The organism is Fusibacter sp., from assembly GCF_057447755.1.
The window spans coordinates 1-17,400 of record NZ_JBVBZF010000041.1 but is presented as its reverse complement, the minus strand read 5'-3'; the positions used below and the strand labels follow the sequence as shown (position 1 = coordinate 17,400).

Sequence of the window (17,400 nt, the reverse complement as noted above, 5' to 3'; positions counted from 1 at the left end):
GCCACAACACCAAGACAAACGATTGCAAGTGTTTGTACGTTTAAAAACGCTTCTGCTGTTGCTGTTGCACCAACTGTTACGCCGAGGAAGATCGTTACGATGTTCATCATTGCGTTTTGTGCTGTATCTGTTAAACGACCAACCACACCTGATTCCTTGAATAAGTTACCAAGCATAAGCATACCAATTAGGGCTGCTGCTGGTGGTACGATCATTGATACAACTAATGTTACAAGGATTGGGAATAGTAATTTCTCAAGTCTTGATACATTTCTAAGCTGGTTCATTTTGATAACACGTTCTTCTTTACTTGTTAAAAGCTTCATGATTGGCGGCTGAATTACTGGTACAAGTGCCATGTATGAGTAGGCTGCTACTGCAATCGAACCCATTAAGTGTGGTGCAAGCTTTGAAGATAAGAAGATCGCTGTTGGACCATCCGCACCACCGATGATACCGATTGATGCTGCTTCAGGTGGTGTAAATAAGCCTGATGCAATCGCACCAAGGAATGTGATGAATATACCAAACTGCGCTGCTGCGCCAAGTAATAATGATTTTGGATTTGCAATCAATGGACCAAAGTCCGTCATCGCCCCTACCCCTAAAAAGATTAGTGGTGGGAATATTCCTAAATGGTCACCTTGGTATAGGTAGTATAGCAAGCCACCTGGTTGATCATGTCCAACTGGTGGTGCCATTAAACCTGCTAGCGGCAAGTTTGTTAAGAACATTCCAAAAGCGATTGGTACAAGTAGTAATGGTTCAAATCCCTTTTTAATTGCCAAGTACATCAGCACAAAAGAAACACAAATCATTGCTGTTTGACCCCAAGTGATTGCACTAAAGCCTGTACTCATATAAAAATCTTTTATCGTTTGAATCATAGTGCATCTCCTTTCAATTAACTATTTTTGGATATTATCCAATAACAATTAATACATCCCCTGAATTTACTGATGCACCTTTAGTTGTATTGATTGAAACGATTTTACCAGCACCTGGTGCCATAATTTCGTTTTCCATTTTCATTGCTTCAAGAATTAAAAGAACATCTCCTGAATTTACAGCATCGCCTACTGCTACTTTGATATCAAGTACAGTACCTGGCATTGGAGCAGAAATTGAACTTCCACCCGCTGGTGCTGCTGGTGCTGCTGCTGGAGCTGGAGCTGCCTTTGGTGCTGCTGGCGCCGCTGCTGGAGCTGGAGCCGCTGCTCTTTGTACTGGTCTTGGTGCAGGTGTGCTTACGCCGCCTACTTCTTCTACATCTACTTCATATGATTTACCATTCACGGTGATATTAAACTTTTTCATAAATAAGAATCCTCCATTAAATATTAATGTTCATATTGAGCTATTAAAATCTTGAATTCATAACGTCGCTTCTACCTGCACGTCCCCATACTGGTGTTGAATCGTTTACACGTGTTATGTTCGTTACAACGATATTGTGCATTGATGTGTTAAGTGAAGCTGCAATGGCTGCCGTGATGACTGCGATTAATTCTTCATCATCTTCTTCGTTTTGAACCACTGCTGCTGGTGCAACTGGCGCTTTAGGTTGTTCAACTTTCGTTACCGCTGGTTTGTTGCCACCTTCAATTGATTTGATGATTCTTGACATAAGTGCAGTGATTGCCCAAATCAAAATTAATGCGACGAAGGTAATACCCATTCCAAGTAAGATAACATACATAGTTGCGATCATTTTATCGCCTAAAGACATTTGTGCAAAGGTTCCAGCATGCTTAAAATTTTCTAAAATTTGCATCTTTTCACCTCTTTTTTATTATAAAGGAATATTGCCATGTTTCTTAGCTGGTCTACTTTCTCTCTTAGATGCTAACATGTCGAATGCATCTGCAAGTCTTGGTCTTGAAGCTGATGGTTCAATAACATCATCCACAAAGCCTCTTTCAGCCGCTTTATATGGTGTTGCAAATTCATCTGTGTATTCTTGAATAACTCTTGCTCTTGTTGCTACAGGATCTTTGGCGTCTTTAATTTCGCCTCTGAAGATGATGTTAGCAGCACCTTGAGGTCCCATTACTGCGATCTCTGCTGTTGGCCATGCTAATACTAGGTCTGCGCCTAAGTCTTTAGAACACATTGCTAGGTATGAACCGCCGTATGCTTTTCTAACGATCAATGATACTTTAGGTACAGTAGCTTCAGAATAAGCGTAAAGCATTTTAGCGCCATGTCTGATGATACCACCATACTCTTGCTCAGTACCTGGTAAGAATCCTGGAACGTCAATGATGTTTAATAAAGGAATATTAAACGCATCACAAGTTCTAATGAATCTAGCAGATTTATCTGAAGCGCTTACATCTAAACATCCAGCTAAGAACTTAGGTTGATTTGCAATAATACCAACAGATTGACCATTGATTCTTGCGAAACAAGTAATAATGTTTTTAGCGAAGTATGGTTGATATTCTAAATAATCACCGTTATCCACGATTGCTTTTATGATATCGAACATATCATAAGGCTTATTTGGATTATCTGGCATAAGATCATTTAATGATTCAATGATTTCATTGACATCGTGATCACAACCGTATACAGGAGCAGTCTCCATATTGTTTGATGGTAAGAAGCTTAATAATCTTCTAATTTCGAGAATACATTCTTCATCATTGTTTGCAATAAATTGAGCAACACCACTTACAGAGTTGTGAGTCATTGCACCACCAAGTGCTTCTGCAGTAACTTCTTCCCCAGTTACTGTTTTAATAACTTGTGGACCAGTGATGAACATTTGTGACGTTTTGTCTACCATGAAGATAAAGTCTGTTAAAGCTGGTGAATAAACTGCACCACCTGCACAAGGTCCCATGATAGCTGTGATTTGTGGAATAACACCTGAAGCTAAAGTGTTTTTGTAGAAGATTTTACCATATCCTGATAAAGCGTCTACAGCTTCTTGAATTCTAGCACCACCTGAATCGTTAAGACCAACGATTGGCGCGCCAACTTTCATAGCATTATCCATTGCTTTACAAATTTTTGCTGCATGCATTTCACCAAGTGAACCACCCACAACTGTAAAGTCTTGTGAGTATGCATATACAAGTCTTCCGTCTACTTTACCGTAGCCGATTACAACGCCCTCAGCAGGTGCGTCTACTTTTTCCATACCGAAATTAGTACATCTGTGTTTTACGTATGCATCTAATTCAACAAAAGTACCTTCATCGAAAAGTAAGTCTAATCTCTCGCGAGCAGTTAATTTACCTGCTTCGTGTTGCTTATCAATACGTTTAGCACCACCGCCAGCTAGAATTTTAGCTTTTCGTTGTCTTAAATCATCTAATTTATTGATAGACATTTCAAAACCTCCAAGTTGTGATTTATTTTCTTTCGCTTAATTCAACTAAAACTCTGTGTGAACTCTTAGGATGAACGAATGCTATTTTAGCACCGCCTGCGCCATATCTTGGCTTTTCGTCGATCATTTTCATCCCTTTTGATTGCATATACTCAATTGCTTCTTCAATATTTTCTACTTTGAATGCAATATGTTGTACGCCTTCACCATTTTTTTCGATGAATTTCGCAATTGGACCATCTTCTGAAGTCGATTCTAATAACTCTACTTCTGTGTCACCTACTGGTAAAAAAGCAACTCTAACTTTTTGCTCTTCAACGACTTCTGTACCTTGTAATTCAAGACCTAATACATCTTGATAAAACTTGATTGTTTCATCTAAGTTTTTAACTGCAATGCCAATGTGATCTACTTTCAAAGCTTTCATAAAAACCCTCCGTTTAGATAAGTTGATTTTAACAACATCTTCGTTTTTTGTAAACGAATTAATTAAATACTTTTCTACATATCCCTTATTTAAAATAAGTGTTTGCGACTTTATCTAATTAAAAATGATGCCATTTTTATTTTTCTCTTATTTAGTCATTTGCAGATGTCAAATGCAAACGAGAATGCTTCATTGTTATTTTAATATATCAGGAATCATTTTTAGCGTATTTAAGGAAAACACTATAAAATGTTCACTATTTTAATAAAACGTCCATTTTTCCCAAGATTTCTTCCACAACAGTATAAGGATCCATTTGACGCTTAGCGATTTTTTCAGAGTACAAATCAAGATGATCTTCTCGATTTGATTTGTTTAGAATTGCTTCTTCAACCCGTTCTTTTACAAGTTCTACCACTTCGCTCTTTGCGTTTTCAGTTCTGCGTTTTTCGTACTTTCCGCTAGTAACCATATAAGCCTTATGCTCATGGATTGCTTCTAAAAGTTCCTCTACACCCTGATTTTCAACAGCAACTACCATCTTTACTGGTGGTCTCCACTCAGCATCTTTGTTGAAGTCAAGCATCATGTCTATTTCTCTAGCCGTTCTCTTAGCCCCATCACGGTCTGACTTGTTGACTGCAAAAACATCTCCAATTTCCATGACGCCTGCTTTAATTGCCTGAATATCATCTCCTAAACCCGGTACCATAACCATTAAGGTCGTATCGCAGTTTTTAACAATATCTATCTCTGATTGACCAACGCCAACAGTTTCGACAAATATATAGTCCGATCCATAGATATCTAAAACTTTAACTGCTGCACTCGTCGCTTCAGATATACCGCCAAGATGCCCTCTAGCGCCCATACTTCTGATGAACACTCCGGGATCTGTGTTTAGATCATTCATTCTTACACGGTCGCCTAAAATCGCACCACCTGTAAAAGGAGAAGTAGGATCAACGGCAATGATTGCAACGGTTTTACCTTGCTTTCGCAAAGCTTTTACGAGTTTGTCTGTTAGAGTACTCTTTCCTGCACCTGGCGGACCAGTGATGCCTACAATATAAGCATTACCACTTTTAGAATACAGTCTTTTAAGAATTTCTAAAGCCTCTTGGTCTTTATTTTCTATAAGTGTAATCAACCTAGCAGCAGCTCTTTTGTCTTTCTCTAATATGCGTTTCTCGATATCCATAGTGACTCCTATATCTTTTATCGTTTGATGAATGTCTACTATTATATAGATGTTTAAGTTCAGTGAGGTGTTGCCACCTCACTGACTTTTTAAACTATGCTCTTTTGATGTTTGCTCTGATATAGTCAATTGTAACTTGAGTAGGTGTTCCTGGAGTAAACACTTCAGCAATACCATTCTCTTTTAATCCTGGAATATCTTCATCCGGAATTACACCACCACCGATGATTAAAATATCTTCAGCGTTTTCTGATTTAACAAGTGCTGCAACTTTTGGTAATAAAGTATTGTGTGCACCAGATAAGATACTTAATGCGATACAGTCAACATCTTCTTGAATTGCTGCGTTTACGATTTGCTCTGGTGTTTGACGAAGTCCTGTATAAATAACTTCCATACCTGCATCTCTTAATGCTCTAGCGATAACTTTTGCGCCTCTATCATGTCCATCTAAACCTGGTTTAGCAACTAAAACTCTAATTGGTCTATCCATTGTAATCCTCCTAAATATCCATCAAAATTAAAGATTTACTGATTGTTGGTATTCACCAAATACTTCTCTCATAACGCCACAGATTTCACCTAATGTTGCATAAACTCTTACTGCATCTAAGATAAATGGCATAACGTTATCAGTACCTTCACATGCTGCTCTAAGTGCAGTAAGTGTCGCTTCAACTTTAGCGTTGTCTCTTTCTGCTCTTAACTTAGCAAGGTTAGCTTTTTGCATTTCACCAACTGAAGGGTCAACTCTGAGTAAGCCTTTTGGAGCTTCTTCTTCGATTTGGTATTTGTTCATACCAACAACGATAATATCTCCGCTCTCAACATTCTTTTGGTAGTTGTAAGAAGCATCCATGATTTCTTGTTGGATGTAACCCATATCGATTGCTTTAGGTGCGCCACCGATTTCATCAATTTTCTTGATGTACGCCATCGCTTGATCTTCGATTTGCTTAGTAAGTGCTTCAATATAGTAAGAACCAGCTAATGGATCTACTACATCAGTAACACCACTTTCGTTAGCGATGATTTGTTGTGTTCTAAGTGCTACTCTTACTGATGCTTCAGTTGGTAAAGCAAGCGCCTCATCTTTAGAGTTAGTATGAAGTGATTGCGTGCCACCAAGTACAGCAGCAAGTGTTTGAACAGCAACTCTAACGATGTTGTTATCTGGTTGTTGCGCTGTTAATGTAGAACCACCTGTTTGTGTATGGAACTTAAGTGCCATTGACTTAGGACTTTTAGCGCCAAATCTTTCTTTCATGATTTTAGCCCATAATCTTCTAGCCGCTCTGTATTTAGAAACTTCTTCTAATAAGTCATTATGTGCATTGAAGAAGAATGATAATCTAGGTGCGAAAGTATCTACATCAAGACCAGCTTTAATTGCTGCTTCTACGTATGCAATACCATCTGCTAATGTGAAACCAACTTCTTGAGCTGCAGTAGAACCCGCTTCTCTAATATGGTAACCAGAGATAGAAATTGTATTCCATAATGGAACGTCTTTTGAACAGAATTCAAAGATATCTGTGATTAATCTCATTGATGGCTCTGTTGGGAAGATGTAAGTACCTCTAGCGATGTACTCTTTTAAGATATCATTTTGAATTGTTCCTCTTAATTTATCTGAAGAAACACCTTGCTTTTCTGCAACAGCGATGTACATTGCAAGTAATACTGATGCAGGTGCATTGATTGTCATTGAAGTAGAAACTTTATCTAGTGGAATACCATCAAATAAGATTTCCATATCTGCTAATGAGTCAATTGCAACACCAACTTTACCAACTTCACCTTCTGATAAAGAGTGGTCTGAGTCATAACCAATTTGAGTTGGAAGGTCAAATGCTACTGATAATCCACTTGAACCTTGCTCTACAAGATATTTATATCTTTGGTTTGATTCAGCAGCTGTAGCAAAACCTGCGTACATTCTCATTGTCCAGAATTTACCTCTGTACATAGTGTTTTGAACACCACGAGTGAATGGGAACTGACCTGGAAGTCCTAAGTCGTTCATGTAATCCATATCTTCAATGTCTGCTGGTGTGTAGTATCTTTGTACCGGCGTACCAGATCCTGTTGTAAATTCTGTTCTACGCTCAGGACGTTTTTGCAAGCTTTCTTGCGTTTTCGCATTTTCTTTCTCTACTGCTTCTTTTAAAATCGAAATTTGATCCTTGTTAAACATCTTTTAAAATCCTCCTTATCATGACCGCAATATGGCATTAACCTCTATAAGAATACCATAAATCATGTCAAATTTCATTGTTTTTATCAAAGTATAATTGTATACTTTTTCACACTTTTAACTAAAAATACTTACTTCTTCATTGAGCCAGTTGCAAGAAATCTTGCATGCCAAGAGAGCGCCTCATCCATGAGATGACTTTCGTGTTTGAATTTTGTTTGCTCAGCTCTTTCAAGATAATCAAGTAACATGCCCTTGTAGTCAGGGTGCGCACAGTTTTCGATGATTGCTCTTGCTCTTTCTCTAGGCGAGAGTCCTCTTAAGTCAGCTAAACCTTGTTCAGTTACAACCACTTGAACGTCATGCTCAGTATGGTCAACATGAGAAGCCATAGGCACTATTGAAGATATATCCCCATTCTTAGCGGTTGAAACAGTTGTGAAGATAGAAATGTAAGCATTTCTTGTGTAGTCCCCAGATCCACCAAGACCATTCATCATTCTTGAGCCCATGATATTAGTAGAGTTAACATGTCCATACATATCTATTTCAATTGCAGTGTTCATAGAGATTACCCCTAATCTTCTTGCAACTTCTGGATTATTACTGATTTCCATTGGTCTTAATACACAGTATTTTGCGTAATGTGCCATGTTTTCGTTAAGTCTTTTTAAACCTTCTTCAGATGGTGTAAAAGATGTTCCAGATGCCACAGTAACTTTACCCGCATCAATTAAATCGAACATTGAATCTTGAATTACTTCTGTATAGCAAGTAAGATCTGTAAATCTTGATTCTACTAAACCACCTAATACTGCATTTGCTACAGAGCCTACACCTGATTGTAATGGCAATAGGTTTTCCGGTAATCTACCTGCCGCAACTTCGTTTTCAAAGAATTTGATAATATGTTGTGAAATTTTCTTTGAATCTTCATCGATTGCACCAAGCGGTCTTACTTTATCTGTAATATCTGTTTGAACGATTGCAACGATTTTCTCAGGATCACATGGAATATAAGTTGTTCCGATACGATCGCCTGATTTTGTAATTGGAATTGGCTCTCTAAATGGTGGTTTTTTTGTCATATATATATCATGAACACCTTCAAGATGCATTGATTGAGAAGTGTTGATTTCAACGATGACTTTCTTTGCATTTTTAACAGCTTGTGGTGAAATACCAACAGAAGTTGAAGGAATAATACCACCATCAGCATTAATTGCGATTGCTTCTACGATTGCAACATCAATATCTCCGAAAAAGCCGTAGTCAATATATTGTGGCACATGACTTAAATGCATATCTGCATAATTTACATTACCATTATTGATTGCATTTCTCATGCTGTTGTTTGTTTGATATGGAAATCTTCTTTTAACAACACCAGTTTCAGCCAATATACCGTCAAGCTCTGGTCCAACTGATGCTCCTGTGATTAATGTAATTTCTACTTTTTCACCATTTTTTGCGCGTTCTGCCAAAGCGAGCGGTACAGCCTTAGGGTATCCAGAAGGTGTGAATCCACTAGTTGCTACTGTGTCTCCATCATTGATGAATTTTGCAGCCTCTTCAGCCGTTGTTAACTTTGATAATAATGCTTCGCCTCTAATACGCTCATTAATCATATTTATTGCCTCCTAAGCTTAATCTCATTTTATTGATATCACTTTTGAATATCTATATTACTCAATACTAAATTTTAGAATTTGATGTTATATTTTCGACAGAGTGTTTACATCGCACAATCTGTCCTTACTACTATATTCATTATGAAAACAAAAAAGCCAAATAACCATCTTATTAAAGATTGGCTATTTGGCTCAAATATTACTAATTTCTTGAGATAAAAGGTTTTTTTATCTCGCTTAGCAAAATGGATCAATACCCTCTAGACTATATTCTGTTTTTAATTTGTGACCGAACTAATCTTCGTTGTAGTCTTCACCACTTTCACAAATTTGTTTATATTTTTCTGCACAAGTTTTTGTAGCAGATATGATAGCTTTTCTTGCACTACCATAGTAATACTTTTTGAATTTTTTTTCAATAGCTTCTACATCATTTATGTTCGTACCCACCAAGATTTTTTTGACAAAATCTTTAGCAAGCGCGGTCGCTAATGAGCAATCTGAATCGATAATCACACCTGAATTTTTCTCTACAATCAAGCCAACTGCTATCACCGAGTACAGTTCCTTCGCAGTTATCCCTTGCGGAAGTTTGGCGTAACCTGTAATCAGAATTTCATTCGTCTCCATGAAAGTCCTCCTATTTTCGACACTTTTAAGCATATTATATCACATACTCACTGTCTTACATAGGGAGAGAATGCAGAATAATCGTGAATATTACCATTCCAAGGAGTGCGAATGGATAAGTTGCACCGTAACCTGCTGCTGGATCATCAGAACCTACAGCTTCAACTGCAGCACCAAGACCTGGCGTAGAAGTCATACCACCACAGATTGCACCCGAAAGCATAATCCAGTTGATTTTAAATACATATCTTCCGATAAGGTAACCAACCATCATAGCAATAACACCAACAACAAGTGATACGATTGCAAGGTTGATACCAGGACCAGCTAATGCGTCAACAACAGCGAAACCATATCTTAAACCAACGATAGCAAGGAAGAATACTAGTGAAACTTCTCTGATTACGCCTAAGATTTTACCGTTCATTCTGAAGCTGATGAAACCTAATTTACCAATATAACCTAAGATTAATGAACCGATTAAAGCACCACCAGTTGCACCAAGGCTAAATTTACCTAAGTGGATGAAGCTTAAATCTAAAGTAATTAATCCGATTGTGTAACCAAAGAAACAAGCAAATACGAAACCAATCATATCGAAAGTAACTTCTGGAATTTCTTTACCAGTTTTACCCGCTCTAGCTTCAGCCATTTCTTTAGTGAACTCAATTTTTTCCTTCTCTACATCTATTCTAAAGATTTTAGGGAAGAAGTTCATTGCGATAATAACGATTAATACCCCGAATGGGTAACCGATCGCATGACCAACACCGATTCCTGCCGCTGCGTTTTTAACGAATTGCGTCTTTTGCTCATCCGATAAAGTTGTTACTGTTGCAGGATCTAATTCCTTATCTAAAATCTTAACAAATTTTGTTTTTTCTTCTGCTGACATAGAATCAAATCTAGCCACTTTTGCATTTGCGTCTTTTGTTGCTGTTTCAATAGCAGCTGCAAGACCTGGTGAACTTGTTAATGCACCCGTGTAAACGCCTGAAATCTCATATGGATTTTGACCCTTGAAAACAAATGTCATACCATATGTTGCAGCAGCACCTACTAAAGTTACTACAAAGCCCATAATAATGAATTTTGCACCGTATTTTTTAAGAACGACATTGATGTCTTTAGCAGCAAGTAAGCCTACCGCTACTACGAATAATACCAAAAATAAAGTAAAAAATCCTTTGTCTACAACGCCAGCTTTTATTAATGCTGATGCTGATTTGTACGCTTTCTCGTCTTCCCCAACTTTTTTTGCAAAGTTTAACATAAACCAACCAATAGGAAGTCCAGTAAATAAAGCGCCTGATGTACCGAAATTAAATTTTCCAAATTTGATCTTCCCAAATAAGAGACCAGTAACTACGGTAATAAACATTAGAATAAATGGATCCATTAACCACTTCATGTAGTCAAAACTCATAACTTTATACCCCTTCTCATTCAATATTTTTAGTTAACTAATCTTAAGTTGCCCCTAGTGCTCCTCATAGGTAAAAAAGCGGTTACTTCTCGCTACGGAGAGCATGCAGACAATAAAAAAGACATAGCAAAATAAATGCTATGCCGGGTTATCAATACGTGTCGATGACGGGAAATCACCGGATATTGGTTTGGCGCAGTTTGTTAACTTAATAACATTATATCATAAGTTATCTGAAAGTTAAATTATTTTTAATATTTTTTTTGTAAAATTATATTGAGCCAATAATGACCTGAGTGGTCACTTCGAGCATCTTCGGTCTTCCACATTTCTAAAAGCTTGAATCCATCAGCTTTAGAAGCAATTTGACCAAATTTTTCTTCATTGAAGTCATTAAAATAACGCCCATGCCTAAAAACTTCTTCTGTTCCATATTTGAAAGATAGATAAATAACCCCTTCAGATTTAAGCGCTGCTTCACAATTGTTTAAGGTCTCCAAAATTTCTGAATCCTTGAAATGTAGAAAAACTGCACTTGCCCAAATGGCATCGAATTCATTATGATAGTGCATATTTCTAGCATCCACCAGTAAAACTTCATTGCTTAACAAAATTTTACCCCTGGTTACGATCTCTTCTGCAAAATCAATCGAAACGACCTTAAATCCTTTCTTATAAAAAACTAAGCTGTCTCTTCCAGATCCAAAACCAATATCCAGAATTTTCTGACCATTCGATAAATATGGCAAAAATCTGTCATATATTGGTTTCAAATCCACATTGAGTGTATTATTTATAAATTCCTTCGCGTGCTTGTTATAATATTGTTGGACCAATTTGAAGCACCTCCATTTATAAATCCATTTTTTGCTATTTTTATTTGTTAAAAAGATATCAAATTTTAGTTTGAAAGTCTACTACCTTTGGTATTTAGCCCTTTCAGTTTCATATAAATTTTCACCATCTGCATCTATTACGACTATAGCAGGAAGTTCTTCCACCACTAATCTTCGAATTGCCTCAGGTCCCAAATCCTCATATGCAATTACAGTACTTTCTTTAACCGCGTTGGCAATCAATGCACCTGCTCCGCCAATCGCTGCAAAATAGATTGCACGATGTTCTTTCATGCCCTTGATTACGGTTTGGTTCCTAGCACCTTTTCCAATCATGCCTTTTAAACCAAGTTCTAAAAGAGGCACAGTTAAATCATCCATTCTGTAACTTGTTGTTGGGCCACAAGAACCAATCACTTCACCCGGTTTTGCAGGCGCTGGTCCTACGTAATAAATAATTTGTCCTTCAACATCAAAAGGTAGTGGTTCTCCATTTTCTATTGATTTTACTAGTCTTAAGTGAGCAGCATCTCTACCTGTGTATATTATACCCGAAATAAGAACCTGGTCTCCAGATTTTAAACCATTTACCACATCATTTGTAAGCGGTGTCGTCAATCTAATTTTACTCATTTCAGCCTCCTATATCACAGTCTCTAAATGTCTTGATGCATGACAGTTAATGTTCACAACCACAGGTAGACCCGCTATATGTGTTGGATATATTTCGACATTAACACCTAAGGCTGTTGTTGCCCCACCCAATCCCTGTGGTCCAATACCAAGTGCATTAATTTGTTCAAGCAGTCTTTCCTCTAGCGCTTTTATGTGATCGTGTTCACTTACTGAGTCCAAGTCACGCATTAAGGCTTTTTTTGCAATTTGAGCAGCTTTATCAATTGTACCACCTATACCAACACCTACAACTATTGGTGGACATGGATTTGGGCCAGCTAAAGAAACCGTTTCTACAACAAAAGCTTCAACACCCTTAATGCCATCAGAAGGTTTTAACATTTTCGACCTTGACATATTTTCACTACCAAAGCCCTTTGCCGCAAGTTTAATTTTAACCTTATCGCCTTCTACGATATCATAGTATACGATGCCTGGTGTATTGTCTTTTGAATTTTGTCTAATCAAAGGGTCTGAAACTACTGATTTTCTCAAGTAGCCTTCACCATAACCTTGTCTTATCCCTTCGTTAATCGCATCTGTGACATTACCTCCAACAAGTGCAACGTCTTGACCGACTTCAACGAAGGCCACGATCATACCTGTATCTTGGCAAATTGGCACTTGTTTTTCAGCTGCTATTTTTGAGTTCTCAATTAAATCCAAGAGAATCGCCTTACCTATTGGTGATGGTTCCTTCTGATAATTCTCTTCGAAAGATTTTTTTATATCCGGTCCAATGTAGTAATTCATATCCATACACATTGATTTTACTGCTTCCCTAATTTTCGACACGTTTATTTCTCTCATATAGCCTCCTGTCAATTACTTTTCATTGACGCGCTTAAGGAACTTTTCAGAATCGATGACGTATCTGCCATGTGTTCCTTCACCGATTTTTTCCTTTTCGTCATATGCTTCAACCTGAAACGTTAACTTTTTACCATCAATTTCAGTAAGCGTCGCAACTGCCCTAACCTTCATATTCATAGGTGTAGCAGCCAAATGCTTCACATTTACAAAGGTTCCGACCGTTGACTGCCCCTCAGGCAAACCCTCTCCAGCACATTTTAGCGCTGCGTTCTCCATAAGGCCAATCATCATAGGTGTTGAAAATACAAATATACTACCACTTCCAAAAGCTGCAGCGGTATGCTTCTCTTCTACGATTAATTCTGACTCAAATTGATCTCCAACTTTTAATGTCATTCTTTCACCTCCTTTGCCTCTTATTCTATAATAAATAATAACTTGCTGACAAGAACAAGTTTGCACCCATTGGTATTTGAATGCCCTTACAACCACTATAAGTCTTCAGAAAATACGGCGTTTGAAGCCAAGGGTTTACAGCTATTGCCTTTATCTCACGGTTTTTAACAACATTTGAGCCATCACACGATAACGTTGAGAATTCTTGCTATGAGCTGGACGAGCGAGAATGAAATACAAAAAAGAACCCATCCTCAAGGGATGGGTTCATATTCTTTTTAACTGATATTAGCTTTTTTTCTCTTCTTCAGAAAGGGAAACTTCTTCGTTCTTAACAGCTTCAAAGATACTTGGTGCATCTTCGTTCATCTCTTTGAACTTCTCGTTCAATTTCTCGTAAGCCGCCTTTTCTCTTTCCTCAAGCTCTTTTGCAACGCGTTTTTCTTCTTGAATTTTCTCGCGTTCACTTGTGATCTTGTCTGTAAGGACATCAATGCCTTCTTCAAAAGCAAGCTTAAATTCTTCACCACTGATGGTTTCGTATTTAAGTAAGGCTTCTGCAATCACATGAAGTTTATCAAGATTGTCTTCAAGCAAGGTTCTCGCTTTGTCATAAGAGTTATCAACAATGTTTCTTACCTCACGGTCAATTTCAGCCGCAACATGCTCTGAATAATTTTTCATAGAAGTAAAATCACGTCCTAAGAAAACTTCATCCTCAGTGTCATAGCTCATGGAACCTAAATTATCACTCATGGCATATTTGGTAACCATTGCGCGTGCAATTTTAGTAACTCGAGACAAGTCGTTTTGTGCACCTGTGCTGATATCATCAAGAATCAAGCTTTCAGCCACACGACCGCCCAATAAGATAACCAACTCTTTTTCCATGCTCTTTTTTGTCGCATAACTTCTATCTTCTTCAGGAAGCTGCATTGTGAATCCGCCTGCTCTTCCCCTAGGGATAATGGTCACCTGGTGTACAGGATCTGTATCAGGTAAAAGCTGTGCTAAAACAGCATGTCCTGCTTCATGGTAGGCTGTGAGCTTTCGCTCTTTAGGACTTACCAATCGACTTTTCTTTTCAACACCTGCTATTACTTTAATAATAGCCTGTTTTATTGTTTCCATTCTAATAACTTTGTCATCTGTTCTAGCAGAAAGCAAAGCAGCTTCATTCATGACATTTTCAAGGTCTGCCGGTGTAAAACCTGGTGTACTTTGAGAAAGCACTTGATAGTTAACATCATCCGCAGTCGGTTTGTTTTTAGAATGCACTTTTAAAATTTCTTCTCTTTCACGAATATCTGGTACACCGATCATTACCTGACGGTCAAAACGACCTGGTCTAAGCAATGCAGGGTCAAGTATATCAGGACGATTCGTTGCTGCAATAATGATAATGCCTTGATTGTCACCAAAGCCATCCATTTCTACAAGCAATTGATTCAGGGTTTGTTCTCTTTCATCATGGCCACCACCTAAGCCGGCACCACGTTTTCTACCAACTGCATCAATCTCATCAATGAAAACGATACAAGGCGAATTCTTTTTTGCTTCTTCAAATAGATCTCTAACCCTTGAAGCACCAACCCCTACAAACATCTCAACGAAATCAGAACCTGAGATGGTATAAAAAGGTACGCCAGCTTCTCCGGCACATGCTTTTGAGAGATATGTCTTACCAGTTCCCGGAGGCCCCACCATGAGGATACCTTTAGGTATTCTAGCACCAAGTGCCAAATATTTTCTTGGATTTTTAAGGAAATCTACAATTTCTTGCATTTCCTCTTTCTCTTCTTTTAGTCCAGCCACATCAGCGAAAGTAATTTTTTTGCTGCTGTCTTTGACCATTTTAGCTCTACTCTTGCCAAACGACATGACTCTAGAGCCACCACCTTGGGAATTTTGCATAAACACAAACCAAAATACCACAATTAACAAAATCATGATGATTGTTGGTAATATCTCTATAAAGAAAGGTGTATTTGCTGGTGGAATCCCTGTTACTTTTAAGCTTTCAATCTCACTAATTTTTTCACCTGTGATTGGTGACAACATACTCGGAATATAGGTTTCAAATATTGTTTGATCACTCAATTCACCTGTGATCTTGTTGCCATCGATATTAAGTGCTGCCACTTGATCGTTGTTCAACTTGTCAGTGAATTCATTGTATGAGAGTTCAACTGACTTGACCACACTATTTTTAGTCATCATAACGAGTATTAAAATCCCTATGAATATCGCGATATATATCGATGCATTTTTTAAATTTTTATTCATAGCACCCTCCTTACGCATCTTATAATTTTAACACAATTCTAAAGCTTCAACAATATCCTTGAAACTTATTAACAGAATGTTTTCAGTTTCTTTTGTTATTTTGCATTGCTCATTTAATCTCATCCCGTGAACCCAAACGATTTTCGCATCATCACAGATAAGCCAAATTTGATCTCTTTGATCTTTGGGCACCTTCTCATCCATAAAAAAATCTTTAATCTTCTTATGCCCTTTCATTCCAAAGGGTGCGAAAGTGTCACCATTCTTTCTATGTCTTATATACAGTTCGCCTTTGATTGAATCCATATCTACGGCAACTATTTCCTCAGAATCTACTTTGTGCTTTAAGGCATCATAACCCTTTCTATTGAGCTTTAAGGTATGAAGCTCAGGGGTTAATTCAAGGGGATCATAGCCCTTTTGTTCAATGATGAGGTAATCATAGGACAGAGAAACACGATAATCAAAATCAATATCCACAAAGGTTCCTGTATTGGATAGTCCCTTAATTCTGTTGAGCAGTTCAGATGAGATATTTGTCAAATTGCCTCTCACTAGCAATATAACATATCTTAACAATTGAATTTGCTCTGCTTCATGAATTTGATCAAAATCAGATTTTAAAACACTTACCTTGTTATTTTCCCTTTTGCATATCCTTTTAAACAAATCTTCAGTATGTTTTTGCCAAAATGCCTTTTCGCGTTTCATGATTTGAATGGTTTTGAAAAGGGTTTGGTCCAAAGATGGATTGTAGGTTGCTTTCAAAGAGGGCAACAATTCATTTCTAATCTTGTTGCGGAGGTAGTCGTTTTCCTCATTGGTATGGTCCCGCCTTGGTTCAAGACCGTTTTCCCTACAATAAGCCTCAATCGAAGCTCTATCAACATCTAGCAAAGGCCTGATATAAATTTGATCTCTCATATACTCGATTGATGCGAGCCCATCGATACCAGCCCCTCTGAATAGGTTGATGAAAAAGGTCTCTATCAGATCGTTTTTGTTTTGTGCTATCGCAATCTTATGTGCTTTCTCTTTAATGAGGATCTTTTGAAAATATTCATATCGAACTCTTCTGCCTGCGTCTTCAAAAGAAGTTCCCACTTCTTTGGCATACTCACTAACATCAATGCGATAAGTGTAAACCGGAATGCCATGTGCTTCACAAAATACTTTTACAAACGCCTCGTCATCATCTGCAAGTGACCCTCTGAACATATGATTAATGTGAACTGCCACAAGCTCAATCTGTAAATTCTCTTTGAAGTGATAAAGGGCATGGATTAGCGCAAGAGAATCAGGGCCTCCTGAAAGTCCCACTACAATTTTGTCGCCTTTTTTAATTAATTGATGATTATATATCGTTTCGAGCATTTGCTTTAACAAAGATACCGCCTCAATTCTAAAAAGATAACACCCATTAAACAAGGTCCATTACATTGTAACATTTTTTCTATTTTCAGACTATTAAAAAAAGAAAAAGAATAGCATCTTCTAACATAAGTTTTTAACTTGCGAAAGAGGATGCTTTTCATTCTATGG

Annotated in this window: 17 protein-coding genes; all 17 read right to left on the bottom strand. The window is 37.6% G+C overall.

Annotated features, from left to right (window positions below; translation table 11 throughout):
• A partial coding sequence (locus AC220I_RS08205) for a sodium ion-translocating decarboxylase subunit beta (RefSeq protein WP_486723332.1) occupies positions 1-887 on the bottom strand: 887 nt, incomplete at its 3' end.
• Between the two features lie 34 nt (positions 888-921).
• Complete coding sequence (locus AC220I_RS08200; protein ID WP_486723331.1) at positions 922-1,317, bottom strand: biotin/lipoyl-containing protein; 396 nt, start codon at positions 1,315-1,317, stop codon at positions 922-924.
• A gap of 43 nt (positions 1,318-1,360) precedes the next feature.
• Positions 1,361-1,774, bottom strand: coding sequence for an OadG family protein (locus AC220I_RS08195; protein ID WP_486723330.1), 414 nt, complete (start codon positions 1,772-1,774; stop codon positions 1,361-1,363).
• Between the two features lie 18 nt (positions 1,775-1,792).
• Positions 1,793-3,340, bottom strand: coding sequence for a methylmalonyl-CoA decarboxylase subunit alpha (mmdA, locus tag AC220I_RS08190; protein WP_486723329.1), 1,548 nt, complete (start codon positions 3,338-3,340; stop codon positions 1,793-1,795).
• 22 nt (positions 3,341-3,362) lie between these two features.
• A complete protein-coding gene (mce, locus tag AC220I_RS08185) occupies positions 3,363-3,767 on the bottom strand; it encodes a methylmalonyl-CoA epimerase (RefSeq protein WP_486723328.1) in 405 nt (134 codons plus the stop codon).
• A 256-nt stretch (positions 3,768-4,023) separates the two neighbouring features.
• Positions 4,024-4,968: a methylmalonyl Co-A mutase-associated GTPase MeaB gene (meaB, locus tag AC220I_RS08180; RefSeq protein ID WP_486723327.1), complete on the bottom strand. Its 945-nt coding sequence runs from the start codon at positions 4,966-4,968 to the stop codon at positions 4,024-4,026.
• 94 nt (positions 4,969-5,062) lie between these two features.
• Positions 5,063-5,461 carry a cobalamin B12-binding domain-containing protein gene (locus AC220I_RS08175; RefSeq protein WP_486723326.1) on the bottom strand — a complete coding sequence of 133 codons (399 nt, stop codon included), beginning with the start codon at positions 5,459-5,461 and terminating at the stop codon, positions 5,063-5,065.
• A gap of 27 nt (positions 5,462-5,488) precedes the next feature.
• Positions 5,489-7,165, bottom strand: a complete 1,677-nt coding sequence (locus tag AC220I_RS08170; protein ID WP_486723325.1) for an acyl-CoA mutase large subunit family protein — start codon at positions 7,163-7,165, stop codon at positions 5,489-5,491.
• A gap of 131 nt (positions 7,166-7,296) precedes the next feature.
• The gene (gene scpC / locus AC220I_RS08165) at positions 7,297-8,793 is read right to left on the bottom strand and encodes a succinyl-CoA:acetate CoA-transferase ScpC (protein ID WP_486723324.1); all 1,497 of its coding nucleotides are present in this window, start codon (positions 8,791-8,793) and stop codon (positions 7,297-7,299) included.
• Positions 8,794-9,090: 297 nt separating this feature from the next.
• Positions 9,091-9,426, bottom strand: a complete 336-nt coding sequence (locus AC220I_RS08160) for a DUF3870 domain-containing protein (RefSeq protein ID WP_486723323.1) — start codon at positions 9,424-9,426, stop codon at positions 9,091-9,093.
• Between the two features lie 55 nt (positions 9,427-9,481).
• Positions 9,482-10,852, bottom strand: coding sequence for an aspartate-alanine antiporter-like transporter (locus AC220I_RS08155; RefSeq protein ID WP_486723322.1), 1,371 nt, complete (start codon positions 10,850-10,852; stop codon positions 9,482-9,484).
• 251 nt (positions 10,853-11,103) lie between these two features.
• A complete protein-coding gene (locus AC220I_RS08150; RefSeq protein WP_486723321.1) occupies positions 11,104-11,688 on the bottom strand; it encodes a class I SAM-dependent methyltransferase in 585 nt (194 codons plus the stop codon).
• An 81-nt stretch (positions 11,689-11,769) separates the two neighbouring features.
• The gene (locus AC220I_RS08145; protein ID WP_486723320.1) at positions 11,770-12,321 is read right to left on the bottom strand and encodes a Fe-S-containing hydro-lyase; all 552 of its coding nucleotides are present in this window, start codon (positions 12,319-12,321) and stop codon (positions 11,770-11,772) included.
• Between the two features lie 9 nt (positions 12,322-12,330).
• Positions 12,331-13,173 carry a fumarate hydratase gene (locus AC220I_RS08140; RefSeq protein ID WP_486723319.1) on the bottom strand — a complete coding sequence of 281 codons (843 nt, stop codon included), beginning with the start codon at positions 13,171-13,173 and terminating at the stop codon, positions 12,331-12,333.
• A gap of 15 nt (positions 13,174-13,188) precedes the next feature.
• Positions 13,189-13,572, bottom strand: a complete 384-nt coding sequence (locus AC220I_RS08135) for a thioesterase family protein (protein WP_486723318.1) — start codon at positions 13,570-13,572, stop codon at positions 13,189-13,191.
• Positions 13,573-13,860: 288 nt separating this feature from the next.
• The gene (gene ftsH, locus AC220I_RS08130) at positions 13,861-15,858 is read right to left on the bottom strand and encodes an ATP-dependent zinc metalloprotease FtsH (RefSeq protein WP_486723317.1); all 1,998 of its coding nucleotides are present in this window, start codon (positions 15,856-15,858) and stop codon (positions 13,861-13,863) included.
• Between the two features lie 27 nt (positions 15,859-15,885).
• Positions 15,886-17,232: a tRNA lysidine(34) synthetase TilS gene (gene tilS / locus AC220I_RS08125; protein ID WP_486723316.1), complete on the bottom strand. Its 1,347-nt coding sequence runs from the start codon at positions 17,230-17,232 to the stop codon at positions 15,886-15,888.
• Positions 17,233-17,400 lie beyond the last annotated feature (168 nt).

What these genes read in the sequence shown, in the direction of transcription:
- AC220I_RS08135 (WP_486723318.1), bottom strand. Translation starts at nt 13,572, where the DNA reads ATGACATTAAAAGTTGGAGATCAATTTGAGTCAGAATTAATCGTAGAA.
- mmdA (WP_486723329.1), bottom strand. Translation starts at nt 3,340, where the DNA reads ATGTCTATCAATAAATTAGATGATTTAAGACAACGAAAAGCTAAAATT.
- AC220I_RS08155 (WP_486723322.1), bottom strand. Translation starts at nt 10,852, where the DNA reads ATGAGTTTTGACTACATGAAGTGGTTAATGGATCCATTTATTCTAATG.
- ftsH (WP_486723317.1), bottom strand. Translation starts at nt 15,858, where the DNA reads ATGAATAAAAATTTAAAAAATGCATCGATATATATCGCGATATTCATA.
- mce (WP_486723328.1), bottom strand. Translation starts at nt 3,767, where the DNA reads ATGAAAGCTTTGAAAGTAGATCACATTGGCATTGCAGTTAAAAACTTA.
- AC220I_RS08170 (WP_486723325.1), bottom strand. Translation starts at nt 7,165, where the DNA reads ATGTTTAACAAGGATCAAATTTCGATTTTAAAAGAAGCAGTAGAGAAA.
- AC220I_RS08175 (WP_486723326.1), bottom strand. Translation starts at nt 5,461, where the DNA reads ATGGATAGACCAATTAGAGTTTTAGTTGCTAAACCAGGTTTAGATGGA.
- scpC (WP_486723324.1), bottom strand. Translation starts at nt 8,793, where the DNA reads ATGATTAATGAGCGTATTAGAGGCGAAGCATTATTATCAAAGTTAACA.
- meaB (WP_486723327.1), bottom strand. Translation starts at nt 4,968, where the DNA reads ATGGATATCGAGAAACGCATATTAGAGAAAGACAAAAGAGCTGCTGCT.
- AC220I_RS08140 (WP_486723319.1), bottom strand. Translation starts at nt 13,173, where the DNA reads ATGAGAGAAATAAACGTGTCGAAAATTAGGGAAGCAGTAAAATCAATG.
- AC220I_RS08200 (WP_486723331.1), bottom strand. Translation starts at nt 1,317, where the DNA reads ATGAAAAAGTTTAATATCACCGTGAATGGTAAATCATATGAAGTAGAT.
- AC220I_RS08195 (WP_486723330.1), bottom strand. Translation starts at nt 1,774, where the DNA reads ATGCAAATTTTAGAAAATTTTAAGCATGCTGGAACCTTTGCACAAATG.
- AC220I_RS08160 (WP_486723323.1), bottom strand. Translation starts at nt 9,426, where the DNA reads ATGGAGACGAATGAAATTCTGATTACAGGTTACGCCAAACTTCCGCAA.
- AC220I_RS08145 (WP_486723320.1), bottom strand. Translation starts at nt 12,321, where the DNA reads ATGAGTAAAATTAGATTGACGACACCGCTTACAAATGATGTGGTAAAT.
- tilS (WP_486723316.1), bottom strand. Translation starts at nt 17,232, where the DNA reads ATGCTCGAAACGATATATAATCATCAATTAATTAAAAAAGGCGACAAA.